12 protein-coding genes are annotated in these 14,221 nt (G+C 59.0%); 4 read left to right on the forward strand and 8 right to left on the reverse strand.

The window, feature by feature from the left end; genetic code table 11:
* Positions 1-245: 245 nt before the first annotated feature.
* A complete protein-coding gene (locus HU727_RS02755) occupies positions 246-782 on the forward strand; it encodes a UDP-N-acetylglucosamine acyltransferase (protein ID WP_186528163.1) in 537 nt (178 codons plus the stop codon).
* A gap of 49 nt (positions 783-831) precedes the next feature.
* Here HU727_RS02755 and HU727_RS02760 read toward each other — a convergent pair whose 3' ends face one another.
* From HU727_RS02760 to HU727_RS02790, 7 genes are all read right to left on the reverse strand, one after another.
* Complete coding sequence (locus HU727_RS02760) at positions 832-1,188, reverse strand: DUF6124 family protein (protein WP_186528164.1); 357 nt, start codon at positions 1,186-1,188, stop codon at positions 832-834.
* Between the two features lie 112 nt (positions 1,189-1,300).
* A complete protein-coding gene (locus tag HU727_RS02765; protein ID WP_186528165.1) occupies positions 1,301-1,666 on the reverse strand; it encodes a DUF6124 family protein in 366 nt (121 codons plus the stop codon).
* A gap of 647 nt (positions 1,667-2,313) precedes the next feature.
* Complete coding sequence (locus HU727_RS02770) at positions 2,314-2,667, reverse strand: DUF6572 domain-containing protein (RefSeq protein WP_186528166.1); 354 nt, start codon at positions 2,665-2,667, stop codon at positions 2,314-2,316.
* Between the two features lie 76 nt (positions 2,668-2,743).
* Positions 2,744-3,082 carry a DUF6572 domain-containing protein gene (locus HU727_RS02775; RefSeq protein ID WP_186528167.1) on the reverse strand — a complete coding sequence of 113 codons (339 nt, stop codon included), beginning with the start codon at positions 3,080-3,082 and terminating at the stop codon, positions 2,744-2,746.
* Positions 3,083-3,100: 18 nt separating this feature from the next.
* Positions 3,101-4,297 carry an S-type pyocin domain-containing protein gene (locus HU727_RS02780; RefSeq protein WP_186528168.1) on the reverse strand — a complete coding sequence of 399 codons (1,197 nt, stop codon included), beginning with the start codon at positions 4,295-4,297 and terminating at the stop codon, positions 3,101-3,103.
* A gap of 173 nt (positions 4,298-4,470) precedes the next feature.
* A complete protein-coding gene (locus HU727_RS02785; protein ID WP_186528169.1) occupies positions 4,471-4,851 on the reverse strand; it encodes a response regulator transcription factor in 381 nt (126 codons plus the stop codon).
* Between the two features lie 112 nt (positions 4,852-4,963).
* Positions 4,964-5,968 carry a GlxA family transcriptional regulator gene (locus HU727_RS02790; RefSeq protein WP_437180369.1) on the reverse strand — a complete coding sequence of 335 codons (1,005 nt, stop codon included), beginning with the start codon at positions 5,966-5,968 and terminating at the stop codon, positions 4,964-4,966.
* Positions 5,969-6,167: 199 nt separating this feature from the next.
* On the opposite strand from HU727_RS02790, the gene HU727_RS02795 reads away from it, so the two are divergent.
* Both HU727_RS02795 and HU727_RS02800 read left to right on the forward strand, forming a co-directional pair.
* A complete protein-coding gene (locus tag HU727_RS02795; RefSeq protein WP_186528171.1) occupies positions 6,168-6,836 on the forward strand; it encodes a response regulator transcription factor in 669 nt (222 codons plus the stop codon).
* Between the two features lie 76 nt (positions 6,837-6,912).
* Positions 6,913-12,375 (forward strand): trifunctional serine/threonine-protein kinase/ATP-binding protein/sensor histidine kinase, encoded by a 5,463-nt coding sequence (locus tag HU727_RS02800; RefSeq protein ID WP_186528172.1) that lies wholly within the window; start codon positions 6,913-6,915, stop codon positions 12,373-12,375.
* 34 nt (positions 12,376-12,409) lie between these two features.
* On the opposite strand, the gene HU727_RS02805 is transcribed toward HU727_RS02800, so the two are convergent.
* Positions 12,410-13,177, reverse strand: coding sequence for a sulfite exporter TauE/SafE family protein (locus tag HU727_RS02805; protein WP_186528173.1), 768 nt, complete (start codon positions 13,175-13,177; stop codon positions 12,410-12,412).
* Positions 13,178-13,332: 155 nt separating this feature from the next.
* Between HU727_RS02805 and HU727_RS02810 the strand changes: the two genes are divergently transcribed.
* Positions 13,333-14,199 carry a LysR family transcriptional regulator gene (locus tag HU727_RS02810; RefSeq protein ID WP_186528174.1) on the forward strand — a complete coding sequence of 289 codons (867 nt, stop codon included), beginning with the start codon at positions 13,333-13,335 and terminating at the stop codon, positions 14,197-14,199.
* The last annotated feature ends 22 nt before the right edge of the window (positions 14,200-14,221 follow it).

Raw genomic sequence — 14,221 nt, forward strand, 5'->3', positions numbered from 1 at the left:
GCGCTGATGTCTTTGCGCTTGAGGCGTTTGATGGGCAGCGATGACAGCAACTCGCCGCTGGTGCTGGTGAAGGGGAACTTGAGCGTGAAGGTGTGAGTGGTTTTTTCATTGTGGTCGCTCCTGATGGGCTCATTGAGGTAGAACCCAATCTTGACGGCGCGGGCCAACACTGGCTTTTATTCAGATTTAACGACAGGATTACGAATCCTTCACGTGCCACACACCTTTAGACATGGATGCCCAGCATGATTCGTAACGCCTTTGTTGCTGCAAGTGTGCTTTTGGTTTTGACCGGCTGCGTCTCGGCGCCACCGTTGAATTTTTCCGTCGACGGCGTGCAAGCCAGCACACAAAAGCTTGATGCCGATCTACGTGCTACGTCGGTGTCCTACGCCAGCCCTTCGGAAAAGACCGGTGACTTGCCTTCCTATGGCGAAGCCGTGCCGCAACTATGGCAAAGCGCGCTGCAGGAAAGCTTGAACCGTGCCACGGTGTTTGATGACGACTCGAGCAACAAGGTGAACCTACTGGTTAAAATCCTGGAACTGGACGTGCCCGCCGGCGGCATCACCATGACCACCACGTCGATGGCGCGTTACCAACTGGTGAGCCGCAAGACGGGCAAGGTGTTGTTCGAAAAGGACGTCGCAGCGATCGGCGAAGTCCCGCCGGGTTATGCGTTTTCGGGTCTGGTAAGAATCAAAGAATCAATCAACCGCGCGGTGCAAAACAACATCCGCAGTTTTCTAACCAGCCTGAACAGCGCCAGCCTCGCGCGCTGAATTCGAAACGCCGTGTAGGTGCAAGACCCAGCACGGCGAGTACTGGTGATCAATCAGTGGGCTCAACGTTATCCAACGCTTTGTTCACCGCCAGTTCCCCCAGCATGACCACCTGCGCAATACCCAACAGGGTATTGCGCCGTGAGCCTTCCAGCATCCCAGCAAAATCACCTAGCATCACCGTGGCGGAGGCCAGGGATTCACATGCGTTAACCAGCAGCGATTCGGTGTCGGACTGCGGATTGACCATAAACAGAGTGTTGGGTCTATAGGGCGTGGCGTTGATCGCTGGCGCGAGGTAATGATCGAGTGCGCGCTCGGCCGCGTCGTGAAGCTTTCTTGAACCGAAGGACTCATAAGGCGATGCCGGGTCAGTGACCGGTGGGTGTGATGGTGTCGTTGACATCAGCTGAAACTCCGATGAGAGCCGCTTGAGCGTCTGGGTATGAGAATGCCGCGCCACGGCCGTGGCGCGTGCGCTGGTAATGAGGGAGCACGCCCCCTCATGCCTCGGTTCGCTAGTTCGACACGCGTCGGCTGTCGAGCACGCGATTGACGATCAGCTCACTCAACATGATCACCTGCTGCAACATCAGCAACGAACGACGCTGTGGGAGGTCAATCACGCCACCGAGCTCGCGGGCCATGTCGTTGGCGGCTGCCAGTGATTCACAGGCTTCGACGAGCAACGTCTCCTCGTCCACCGTGGGATCGATGAGAAAGATCCTGCCTGGCTGGCGCTTGGGAATCGTCGTCTTGAGCGTCTGAGGGTCGAGATAGAAGTTGATGGCACGAGCGGCCGCATCTTTTATTCGCTGAGGTTCCAGAGCGGGGTCGTACGGAATCGAATCGGCTTCTGGCGGGTTTGGCGTTACTTTGAACATTGATGACTCTCTACCTTGAAGGAATGAAGAGCCGTCACCATCGCTACCAAACGATGGGTGGCGGCCACACGCGGGTTGGTAGACCGGTCAAGATAGTTAACCCCGGCGCTCACGAATGAGCCCCACGCATGGCCACCATATAGAGCTGAGCCTCAAAAAAGAGGCCGCATAAAGGGGCGCCATATAACTATCAAGAAACGGGCTACCAAACCCGATCACTGTTTTGCAGTGACAGGGAAACGATATAGCCCGACCGATAGCCGTGTAAGCCGGCGGATTCTGAAGTACCCGTAGGCAGCGGCGCAAGGCGTTGTAGGCTTTTTGGAGTAACAGTTGGTGTAATTTAAACGCGATTGCCCAGTCGTGTTTATTCGCTGGTCAACTTGTATGGCAATGTTAACGCCGCCGCTGGGCGGGCCTGTTAACAGCGGTCAGTTCTGACTGACGCGAGACGTTCGTGTGCTCGATTTTGCGGTACTCGATGAAGCGTACGAGCCGAGGTACACCAGTCTGCTGGATCCTGATTATCGTTTGAAGCGAGACCGCAAGAGATTTTTGCGCACACTTCACCAGAAGATCACTAGGCCCGGTACTACCGAGAGAGGAACGCGAATACCCTTTGGTTTTAGCTCGACTCAATCTCACGCTTAGTGTCGAATGGCGAAGTCGTCCTTGAGCACAAATTCCATTCCAATGCCCACGCCTCTGAGCACTTCGGTCACGCGGTCGATAAAGATTTCACCTTGCTCGGGCAGTTCATAAAGGCCGTTGATACGGATCTTTGGTTTTTTGCCCTTGGCTGGCGCGTAGCTTTCCAGCAGTTCGCCGCTCTCGATGAAGGCGATGTAGGTGTTGATCTTCTCCTGTAGCAACAACAGGTGTTCACCCTGTTGAGCTTTGTCGCCCCATTCCAGATGATCAGTGATGACGAGTACGACATTGTCGGGTTCCCACTCGAGCACTGCGGTGATGTCGACTACTTTGGTTTCGATGATGGACATATTGTCCCTCAGGCAGATGCAGTTATTCAGGTGTGGCCTGCTGGAACGGCCGGATTGTTCATGATCACGATGCCAGTTACTCCGCTTTGAGCACAAATTCGAATCCAATCCCCACTTCCTTCAAGGTCTCGGCCACGCTATCTACGAACAACTCGCCTTGCTCGGACAACTCGTATTTGCCTTGAACACGAATGACGGGGGATTTGCCGAGTGCACCGGGGATCTCGGTGTAGATTTCACCGCTTTCGATGAAGGCGATGTAATTGTTGATCTTCTCCTGCAGCACAAGCAGGTGCTCTCCTTGTTGGGTTTTGTCACCCCACTCGAGATGATCAGCAATGCCCAGGATGATTTTGTTGTCGTCCCACTTTGGGATGCCCCACATGTCGATGGTTTTAGCGTCTATTACGGACATTTAAGATCCTTGGTTCTCTTATTTTTGCGGAGGCCGCAAGATTTCTACTCGGGTGGGCGGGATTTGGGTGCCACCGGGAAAGCCAGGTTTGCCCTTGCCCATGATTCGGCCACCGCTCTGTTCGATTTCCGGAAACGCGCGCTTTTGATTACGGGTCAGCGGTGCCGTTTCAGAGGCTTTGCACTCGATGCATGCGATGTCGCCATTTGCATCTCGGCCTATCATATCGAGACGGGTTCGGGTGCCGCTCTGTGTTTTTATCGTGACTTGCTGACCGGACTCTTCCATCTCTTCGGAAAAGCCGCTGTAAGCTTCATCCTCGAAGGCGGCGCCCGCCGCCTTGTTCTTCTCTAGCTGCGTGCTGAGCACGATGTAGATCGGCTCAAGCCCCGCATCCTCCGGGAACCAGATGATCGCATCCTGGAACTCAGGTGGGTGCGCGGGGTTGGCCAGCAGCGTGTCCGACTGTGGTGTCGGCGGATAAACCCATACGGGAGGTAGCTGAGGGGCGCCTGCCAAGGCTGGAATTCCCAGCACTCCATCCGGACTGGCAGCGGGCGTCCACGTTAGTCCTATGCCGTTGCCAATGTTGGCTATGAATTTTTCGCCGTTTTTCTGAGCTTTGATGACCGGGACATTCTCCCAGTCCTTTTTGCCGCCCGTATAAAAGCCGTAGGCGTTGACGGAGCCGTCCGGCAACGTTTTTACGTTGACACGCACGCGCGTTCGGCCGGTTTCAAGCGTGGCGTATTGCTCGTCCTTATAGAAGGCACTGTCCGGGGCAATGCTGGTGTTGGGCATCAATAGCGCAACGGTGCCCACGGCAGCGCCTGCTGCCATGGCGCCTGCGCCGTCGAGTAGGCCTAGCGCGAGTGAGCCACCTAGCCGTTGGGCAATGGCACTGCCGGTTGCGGAGCCGCCAACAAACTGGAGGGACGTGCCTTCGGCAGTAATGGCTGCGCCAGTGGCCAAAACGGCCCATAGCCCGTAGTCGGTCAGCTTTTCAACGGGGACGAACCCTGTCGGGTTGCTGTGGTTGATTTCGCCGTCGGGCAGGTTGCAGCTTTTGGCGAAGACGCAGCCCTTTAGGTCGGGTTTGGTGTCCGGCGCTGGCGGGAGGTCTTTGTATTGCGCCCAGTGTTGGGCGTTTAGGTCGACGGGTTCGACGCCGGTGTTGCGATAGCCCTTAGGTGGGTTGGGGACGTAGCCGCTCAATCCTTGGTTCCTTGTTCTGGTCCTGTTTGAACGGGGAGAAGGGTGACAGCCAGTGTTTGTAGTGGCAATTAGTGGCGCTTTGACTTCAGATCTTTGGGCCTTAATCTCTCTGGCTGATTTGCTCAGCAATGTATGAACATCGGCATGAGTGACCGTCTATCGAGTCAGACATATCAGGAAATTCCAGCTTCGCGCATTGCAACGGCAACGCAGTCAAGCAACTCATCCGCCGCAAAGGGTTTGTGCAGGCAAGCAATGACACCGGCTGCGTGGGACTTGGCGCAGGGCAGATCCCTTTGATGCGCCGACACAAAAATCACCGGTCTGCACCATCCCGACGCCCGTAGCTGCGCATGCATCTGCAGGCCGCTCATTCCAGGCATTTGAATGTCGGAGATCAAACAATGGGTCTGTGCGGGGCCCTCTGATTCGAGGTATTGCGCAGGTCCTGCATAACTGAGCACCTCATAACCGCAGGCGCGCAGCAAGCTGCTCAGCGACGCGCGAATTGCCTCGTCGTCGTCCACCACCGCGATCACATACGTCTCGTGCATAACGCTCCCGGGCCGGGCGGCCGAGCTGGGTGACTCCTGTCGTTCTTGCACCATACGCCGATGGCAATCGGGCAAAACTATACGTAGGTATAGCGGCGAGTGCGGGGGCGGGTCAGCCTTCGCGGCTGAAGCGGCTGCGGTAGTCGCGCGGTGAGATCGACAGGTGACGCTGGAAGCAGACGCGCAGGTGTTCTTCGTCACTGAAGCCGCAGAGGCGGGCGATTCGTTCGATTTTATGCGGGGAGTTTTCCAGCAGGCGCTTGGCGGCTTCGAGGCGGAACAGCTCAAGCGCTTTCGACGGTGTGCGCCCGGTGCGCAACTTATAGACACGGGTGAAATTACGCAGGCTCATCGCGGCTTGCTCGGCGAGGCGTTCAACGGACAGTTGGGGGTCGCCGAGGCGGTCCATCACCCACAGGTGCAGATCATCGAACAGTGAACCGTCCCGCGTCTGCGATTGCAGCAGTGTGCTGTATTGCGCCTGTCCGCCGGGACGCTTGATGTAGACCACCAGCTCGCGCGCCACTTGCAAGGTCACTTCGTGGCCGGCATCGGCCTCGACCAGCGCCAAAGCCAGATCGATGCCGGCAGTCACTCCGGCCGAGGTCCACACGTTGCCTTGCTGAATGAAAATCGCATCGGCGTCTACCTCGATCGCCGGAAAACGTTCGCGCAGGGCGTCGCACATGGCCCAGTGAGTAGCGGCGCGGTAGCCGTCGAGCAAACCGGCCTGAGCCAGCAGAAACGCGCCGCTGCACACCGAGACCACGCGGCGGGCGAGTTGGGCGTGGGCGTGCAGCCAGTCGGTCAGTTCGCCGTGTTCGTCGAGGGTCTGGCAGATGTCGGGAGCGCCAGGCACGACCAAAGTATCCTGCGCGGCCATGTCGAGCGTGCCCAACGACCGTGTGTCGATGGCCAGGCCTTCGACGGTATGGATCAAACCGCCCGACAGACTGGCGGTGTGCAGTTGATAACCGCGCTGACCGCGCTCGGCCAAGGCTTTGCTCGCGGCCCAGAACACGGTCTGTGCGCCGCTGAGGTCAAGCAGGCTCATGCGTGGGTAGGCGATGAACACGACGTCGCGCGTAGCTGGGGTTGAAGCGGGAAGGGTGGACATTGCCGGCATGCCTGTTTGAAGCGCTGAATGCGGAACTGCATCTGTCTGGCCGATTTTCAGGGGTTTCTGGCCAGTCGGCAATGGCGGCGCCTGATAGCCTGATCGCTGACCGTCTGGCCGGTGTCTGGCTGCGGTTGCCATCCCGAACTAGATTTATTGACCAGCCCATTGCGCGCTGCGATTTCGCCGAGGAGACACAATGACCTGGCCGCATCCCAATCCTGCGCAAAGCCCCCACGCGCCGAAGGAACCGGTGGTGTACGTGGTCGATGACGATGTCTCGATGCGCCAGGCGCTCGACGGCCTGCTGCGCTCCGTCGGCTTGCAGGTGCAGACCTTCGACACGGCCCGGGACTTCCTGGCTTCGGCCCAGCGTGACGTGCCTGGTTGCCTGGTGCTCGATGTGCGCTTGCGCGGCGAAAGCGGCCTGACATTCCAGGAACAGATGGAAAAGAACGGCCTGCGCATTCCCGTCGTGTTCATGACCGGCCACGGCGATATCGCCATGAGCGTGAAGGCCATGAAGGCCGGTGCGGTGGACTTTCTGGCCAAGCCGTTCCGTGATCAGGACATGCTCGACGCGGTGGCCAGTGCGCTGACCCGCGACAGCGCACGGCTGGCCGCCGAACACGCTGGCGCCGTCCTGCGCCGGGCCTACGACACCTTGACCGGGCGTGAGCGCGAGGTGCTCGGCTTCGTCATTGCCGGCCTGATGAACAAGCAGATTGCCGGGCAACTCAATCTCAGCGAGGTGACCGTCAAGGTCCATCGAGGCCAGGTCATGCGCAAGCTGGCCGCACGCTCGGTCGCGGACCTTGTGCGTATCGCTGAAGCGCTGGGCATCGAGCCTGTGCATCGAAGCCACTGAACAGCGTTCCCTTCGTTGAGCAACCGCAGGTCATGCCACCGTGCGGCAGAACAAATCTTTAGCGGTGTCGACAGAGATGGCCAGCAAAAAACAGATTTTGTGGGACGACGGCGAGCGGGTACTGTCCCGTGAACGCGGGCAGGGCGAGAGCACCGTGCTGGCGATGCGTCCGGCTCTCGGTCAGCCATTGCCGGCCACCGTTGACCGCCTGGCGCACGAGTACAGTCTCAAGGACGCCCTCGACCCAGCCTGGGCGTTACGACCGATAGCGCTCGAGCGTGCAGGCACCCGGATTCGCCTGCTGTTCGACGATCCTGGTGGCGAGCCGCTGTCACGGTTGCTGGTCGCACCGCTGGACATTGAAACCTGTCTGGTCATGGCTTCAAGCGTTGCCAGAGCGCTTGGGCAGATGCACCAGTGTGGCCTCGTGCACAAGGATCTGAAACCGCAGCACATCTTTGTTCATTGCCACGATGGGCTGGCGCGGCTGACGGGCTTTGGCCTGGCCTCGCGTTTACCTCGCGAGCGGCAAGCCCCGGCGCCGCCGGAAGCCATTGCCGGCACCCTGGCGTATATGGCGCCTGAACAGACCGGGCGAATGAATCGCTCGATTGATTCGCGTAGCGACCTGTATGCCTTTGGCGTGACGCTTTACCAGATGCTCACCGGCTCGCTGCCGTTCAGCGCCCACGACCCGATGGAGTGGGTGCATTGCCATATCGCGCGCCTGCCGATGCCGGCCTGCGAGCGGGTCGCGACGGTGCCAGCGATGCTCTCGCGTGTGGTCATGAAACTGTTGGCCAAAACCGCCGAGGAGCGCTATCAAACGGCTGCTGGCGTCGAGCATGATTTGCGGCGCTGCCTCGACGACTGGCGTCGCGCCCGGCACGTCGATTCGTTCACGTTGAACGAGCAGGGCGCCCTCGAGCGATTGCTGATTCCGGAAAAACTCTACGGCCGTGAACGCGAAGTACAGACGCTGACCGAGGCGTTCACCAAGGTGGTGCATACCGGGGCGCCGGCATTGGTGCTGGTCTCGGGGTATTCCGGCATCGGCAAATCGTCGGTGGTCAGTGAGTTGCACAAAGTGCTGGTGCCTTCGCGTGGCTTGTTCGCCGCCGGCAAGTTCGACCAGTACCAGCGCGACGTGCCGTATTCGACACTGGTCCAGGCCTTTCAAGGGCTGGTGCGCACGTTGTTGGGCAAGCGCAGCGAAGTGCTCGCCGGCTGGCGCTCGGCACTGTTGCAGGCGCTGGAGCCGAACGCGCGGTTGATCACCGATCTGATCCCCGAGCTCAAGCTGATCATTGGCGAGACTGCGCCAGTACCGGAGCTTGAGCCGCAACAGGCGCAGCAACGTTTCATGTTGGTCTTGCAGCGTTTCATCGGCGTATTCGCTCAGCCCGAACATCCCCTGGCGCTGTTCCTCGATGACCTGCAATGGCTCGACGCGGCCACCCTCGATCTGCTGGAGGACCTGCTGACACGCGCCGATATTCCGCATCTGTTGCTGGTCGGCGCCTATCGCGACAACGAGGTCGATAGCGATCATCCACTCAGTCGCACCCTAAAAGCCCTTCGCCACGCCGGCGTGCACATCGACGAGATTCGCCTCGCGCCACTGGCCGGCGCGCATATCGAGCAATTGATCAGCGAGTCCCTGCGTTGCCCCCCGGCGAGCATCGTCGCGCTGGCCGGCCTGGTGCTGGAAAAGACTGCCGGCAATCCATTTTTCGTCATCCAGTTTGTTCATGCACTGGCCGAGGAAAAATTGTTGAGCTATGACCCAGCGCGCAACCGCTGGCATTGGGATGTGCACCTGATAAACGCCAAAGGCTACACCGACAATGTCGTTGACCTGATGGTCGGCAAACTGGCGCGGCTGCCGCTGGAGACACGGCTGGCCCTGCAACAATTGGCATGCCTGGGCAACGTTACGCGAGTCGATACGCTCGCCACTGTGCTGGATATGCCGGTTGCCCGCGTTCACACGACGCTGTGGCCGGCCGTGCATCTGGAGTTGGTCCAGCGCGTGGAGGGCGCCTTTGCGTTCGTGCATGACCGTATCCATGAGGCGGCATATTCGCTGATCGCCGAAACCGAGCGCGCGCAAATGCACTTGCGCATCGGCCGACTGCTCGCCTTGCAGACAACCGGTGATCGGCGTGAAGAGGCTATCTTCGAAATCGTCGGCCAGCTCAATCGTGGCGCCCATTTGATCAGCGTGCGAGCCGAGCGCGAGCAACTGGCCGAATTCAACCTGCTGGCCGGCCAGCGCGCCAAGGCCTCGACTGCCTACACCTCGGCGCTGACCTACTTGGGCGCTGGCGCAGAATTGCTCGGTGAGCAGGGCTACGACAGTCGTCATGAGTTGGGTTTCGCCCTGGAACTGAACCGCGCCGAATGCGAATTCCTAACCGGCCAGTTGACGCTGGCCGACACGCGGCTCGCGACATTGGCCGAGCGAGCCGTCACTACGGTTGAGCGCGCGGCGGTAGCCTGCCTGCAAATGGACGTCTACTTGCTGCTTGATCGCAGTGATCGCGCCGTTGCGGTCTGTCTGGCTTATCTGCGCCAGGTCGGTATCGACTGGTCGGCGCATCCGGACGATGCACAGGTGAACGACGAGTATCAGCAGGTGTGGACGAGCCTGGGCCAGCGCAATATTGAACAACTCATCGACTTGCCACTGATGGAGGAACCCGCCGCGCTGGTGACCCTCGACGCGCTTGGCAAACTCTTCGCGCCGGCAGTGCAATCGGATCTGAACCTCGCCAGCCTGACCATCTGCAAAGCGGTCAGCCTGAGCCTGCAATACGGCAACTGTGATGCCTCGTGCTTGCTGTACGCCAACTTCGGGCGGGTGGCCGGCCCGCGTTTCGGCGATTATGTGGCCGGGTACCGTTTTGGCCAGTTGGCCTGCGACCTGGTCGATCGTCGTGGCTTCACGCGTTACGAAGCGAGCACCTATCTGTGCTTCTCGATTTTCGTGGTGCGCTGGATGCGGCCAGTGCGCGAATGTCGCGAGCTGCTGCGTCGGGCGCTGCATGCGGCCAATCGCATCGGCGATTTGCCTTACGCGGCGTTCGCGGGTAACAGCCTGATTTCCGACCTGCTGTTCATCGGCGAGCCGTTGGCCGAAGTGCAGGCACAGGCAGAGTCAGGTCTGGCCTATGCGCAGAAAATCCGTTTCGGCCTGGTGGCGGATTTCATGCGTTGTCAGTTGGCGCTGATCCGCATGCTGCGCGGACAGACGCCGACGTTTGGCTGTCTCGACGCTGACGGATTCGATGAGGCGGGTTCCGAGGCCCATCTGGCTGAGTCGTCAGACCTGGCGCTGGCGCGCTGCAAGTATTGGGTGCGCAAGTTGCAAGCGCGTTACCTGGCAGGGGATTACGTGGCGGCCGCCGACTGCGCCGCGCAGGCCAAAGCGCTGCTGTGGGCGGTGTCGGCGTTTTTCGAGGAGGCCGAATACCATTTCTATGCGGCGTTAACGCTGGCCGCTCACCCCGAAACCGAGACCGATCAGCTGCAACAGCTGAGCGAGCATCATCGGCAGTTGCAGGTCTGGGCGCAATTGTGCGCGGAGACTTTCGCCAGTCAGGTAGCGCTGGTCGGTGCAGAAATGGCCCGCGTCGCCGGGCAAGTCATCGAAGCCGAATTGATGTACGAACAGGCGATCCAACTGGCTCAGGACAACGGCTTCGTCCATATCGAAGCCTTGGCCAACGAACTCGCCTCGCGGTTCTACAACGCTCGCGGCCTGGCGAAAATCGCCCGCGTTTACCTTCGCGACGCGCGCTACGGATATTTGCGCTGGGGTGCAGATGGCAAGGTACGAGAGCTGGAACGACGTCACCGTTTTCTGCGCGCAGAAGAAGCGCAACCCAACCCGGTCGCTACGCTGATGACCCCCGTCGAGCATCTGGACCTGGCCACGGTGCTGAAGGTGTCCCAAGTCGTGGCCGGAGAAATTGTGCTCGACCGCTTGATTGAAATGGTCATGCGCACCGCGATCGAACAGGCCGGGGCCGAGCATGGCTTGCTCATCCTGCTGGATGCGGAAACACCGTACGTCGCGGCGCAAACCCGCATCGGCGATGGTGAGACCCAGCTGTGCAACGAGCCGCTGCACGCGGTGGCACTGGCCGAATCGGTGTTCTACCAGACGCTGCGCACCGGCGACAACGTCTGCCTGGATGACGCTGCTGCTGACCCTGTGTTCGCTGCCGATCCGTACATTCAGCAGCGTGGCGCGCGCTCGATCCTTTGCATGCCGTTGATGAATCAGGCCCGGGTTGTCGGTGCGTTGTATCTGGAAAATAACCTGTCGGCCGCAGTGTTCAGCCCGGCGCGCATCGCCGTGCTGCGGCTGGTGGCATCACAGGCGGCGGTCTCGCTGGACAACGCGCGCCTGTATCGCGACATCGCCGAGCGCGAGGCGAAGATCCGCCGGCTGGTCGATGCCAATATCATCGGCATCATCGTCTGGAGCGTCGAAGGGGAAATTATCGAGGCCAACGACGCGTTTCTGCGCATGGTTGGTTATGCGCGGGACGAGTTGCTATCAGGCGGTGTGCATTGGCGAGACATGACGCCGCCCTCAATGCACGCCACCAGCGACGCCGCGCTGGCGACGGCAATCCGCACTGGCCGCGCCCAACCGTTCGAAAAGGAATACATTCGCAAGGATGGCAGCCGTTTGCCGGTGATCGTCGGTCTGGCCGCGTTCGAGGCCAGTCAGCAGCAGGGGCTGGCCTTTGTCCTCGATATCAGCGAACGCAAGCAGGCCGAGGAGCAAGTGCGCGAAGGCGAGCGCCGGTACCGGCAGGTGCAAACGGAACTGGCCCACGCCAATCGCGTGGCAACCATGGGCCAGTTGGCCGCCTCCATCGCCCACGAAGTCAATCAGCCGATCGCCGCCACGGTCACCAATGCCAACGCCGCGCTGCGCTGGCTCCGGGCACAGCCGCCGAATGTCGACGAGGTCGAGCAGGGCCTCAGGCATATCATCCTGGACGGCAACCGGGCGGCGGATGTACTCGGGCGCATTCGTGCACTGATCCACAAAACGCCACCGCAACGCCAACCGGTCAACCTCAATGTGCTGGTGGAAGAAATGGTCGGCTTCACACGTGCTGAAGCGCTCAGACACGGCGCGATCGTTCAGATGCACACGGCTATCGAGCTACCGGCGGTATTGGCCGACCGGGTCGAATTGCAACAGGTGTTGCTCAACCTGATCATCAACAGCCTGGAAGCCATGACGGCTGTGCCAGAGGGACAACGGCGGTTGTTGATTTGCAGTGAGTCGGTGGGTGCTGACGTACAAATCACACTGAGCGACTCGGGGCCGGGCTTTGACTGCGATCAGGCAGAGCAAGTCTTCACGGCGTTTTACACCACCAAATCCACCGGGTTGGGGATGGGCCTGTCTATCTGCCGCACGATCATCGAAGGGCATGGCGGGAGGCTATGGGCTGAACGCAATGTACCGAGCGGGGCGCGGGTGGTGTTTGTGCTGCCGCGTTGTGAGTGAAGGACGGTGCCCAAAAGCCGTCGGCCAACGCTGCCTAAGCGAGAATGTTCATCCCCATTCTGCCTATCGAAAACACAAGCAGTACCAGAAAGAAAACTCTGATAAAGCCGCTCCCATAGCGTAAGGCCAAAAAAACACCGGTCAGTGAGCCGGCCATATTGCATAAGGCAACCACGCCGCCCACTGCCCATAAAACGTTGCCTGAGGGAACAAAGAATATAAGCGCAGCGCTGAACGTGCCCAGGTTGACCAGTTTTGCAGAGGCTGATGCATTCAGGAAATCAAAGCCAAAGACCTTCACAAAGATGAAAAGCAGAAGGCTGCCACTGCCCGGGCCGAAGACGCCGTCGTAAAAGCCGATAAGGCCGCCAAAGAAAACCCCAAGGACGATGTCCTTTTTCCTGAACTGTCTGTTTTCCCCCGAGAGGCCCAGGTTCTTTTCCATAAAAGTGTAGATAGCCATGGCTATCAATATGAAGAAAACCACAATCTCCATCAGTCTTTTCGGGACGACGGATACTGAGAGAGCTCCCAGGAAAGAAAATAAAAAGGCGGCGAACATGGTCGGAAGCATCAATCTCCAATGTATTTTTATCCGCTTCAAATAACCTGATATCGAGGAAAGGTTGCCCGCCAGAACGGCCAGTTTATTGGTGCCGAAAACGGTGGCGAGGCTGTGCTGAGGTAGAGCGTGTAAAAGCGCTGGTACTTGCACAAGACCTCCACCGCCGACCGCGGCATCTATCAGGCCGCCGCAAAAGGCGAAGAAAGCCAATGCGATGACAACGTTATCAGCGTTCATTTGACGGGGCTCTTGTGGCTGAAACGTGTTGAATTCAGAGATTGTTCTTTTCGTCTCGCGTGAGGATGAGGCGCAAGCTGAAACTAACCGGCGTGGATGGCATGCGACAAGTGACTTATGCTGAGTGAATCATTCACTTTTAGTGAGCAGTGACAATGGAGTTGTCCCAACTGGTAATGTTCAAGACGGTGGCCGATCAAGGGAGCATTGTCCGCGCCTCTGAGCTGTTGCACTGCGTGCCCTCTAATATCACCAATCGAATTAAACTGTTGGAACAGGAACTCGGGGTCTCTTTATTTATAAGGAAAGGCAGGGGACTGGTGATCAGCCCGTGCGGGAGACTCTTTCTTGGCTATGCGAACAAGATCACGTCGTTGTGCGAAGAATCAAAGAGAGCGCTTGATCCCTTGGCTGCGCCGTCGGGTGTTTTGAGAATCGGCGCGATAGAGTCTTCCGCCACAGGCAGATTGCCAAAGCTGTTATCCGAGTACCATCAACGCTTTCCGTCTGTACAAATGCAATTCAGTACCGGGGACTGGTCGCAGCTATCCAATGACGTCGTCAGTCATAAGCTGGATGGGGCGATTATTGCCGTCAGGCCGGAGCACTCGGATATTCAAAGTATGGAGATTTACACAGAGGAGCTGGTGCTGATTGCCTCGCCCTCCGCAGGGCCGATAAACCAGCCAGAGGATCTGCAAGGCGTGGATTTATTCATGTGGCCCGAGGGATGCCCCTACAGAAAGGCTTTGGTGAACTGGCTGGAGCGGCACACAGTATCCAGCCCTATCACGAGCATAGCCAGTTACGGCACCATCCTTGGGTGCGTAAGTTCAGGCGCGGGGGTGTCGCTTGTGCCGAGAGGCATCTTTGAGCAGTTCAGGCAGGTCGGCGCTGTCCAGGGATATTTTTTTAAAGACCTCGCACCCGTGCAGAATTATTTTATCTGGAACAAGCACGTAGAGTTTCATCGCGCAAAAGACAAGTTTGCCGATTTGCTCAAGGAAAAGTTCGGGTGTTAATGGTGTTGCTGAAACAGAGAGC

It is taken from the genome of Pseudomonas khorasanensis (assembly GCF_014268505.2).
GTDB lineage: Bacteria > Pseudomonadota > Gammaproteobacteria > Pseudomonadales > Pseudomonadaceae > Aquipseudomonas > Aquipseudomonas khorasanensis.

What these genes read in the sequence shown, in the direction of transcription:
- HU727_RS02805 (WP_186528173.1), bottom strand. Translation starts at nt 13,177, where the DNA reads ATGAACGCTGATAACGTTGTCATCGCATTGGCTTTCTTCGCCTTTTGC.
- HU727_RS02775 (WP_186528167.1), bottom strand. Translation starts at nt 3,082, where the DNA reads ATGTCCGTAATAGACGCTAAAACCATCGACATGTGGGGCATCCCAAAG.
- HU727_RS02810 (WP_186528174.1), top strand. Translation starts at nt 13,333, where the DNA reads ATGGAGTTGTCCCAACTGGTAATGTTCAAGACGGTGGCCGATCAAGGG.
- HU727_RS02790 (WP_437180369.1), bottom strand. Translation starts at nt 5,968, where the DNA reads ATGTCCACCCTTCCCGCTTCAACCCCAGCTACGCGCGACGTCGTGTTC.
- HU727_RS02795 (WP_186528171.1), top strand. Translation starts at nt 6,168, where the DNA reads ATGACCTGGCCGCATCCCAATCCTGCGCAAAGCCCCCACGCGCCGAAG.
- HU727_RS02785 (WP_186528169.1), bottom strand. Translation starts at nt 4,851, where the DNA reads ATGCACGAGACGTATGTGATCGCGGTGGTGGACGACGACGAGGCAATT.
- HU727_RS02760 (WP_186528164.1), bottom strand. Translation starts at nt 1,188, where the DNA reads ATGTCAACGACACCATCACACCCACCGGTCACTGACCCGGCATCGCCT.
- HU727_RS02765 (WP_186528165.1), bottom strand. Translation starts at nt 1,666, where the DNA reads ATGTTCAAAGTAACGCCAAACCCGCCAGAAGCCGATTCGATTCCGTAC.
- HU727_RS02800 (WP_186528172.1), top strand. Translation starts at nt 6,913, where the DNA reads ATGGCCAGCAAAAAACAGATTTTGTGGGACGACGGCGAGCGGGTACTG.
- HU727_RS02755 (WP_186528163.1), top strand. Translation starts at nt 246, where the DNA reads ATGATTCGTAACGCCTTTGTTGCTGCAAGTGTGCTTTTGGTTTTGACC.
- HU727_RS02770 (WP_186528166.1), bottom strand. Translation starts at nt 2,667, where the DNA reads ATGTCCATCATCGAAACCAAAGTAGTCGACATCACCGCAGTGCTCGAG.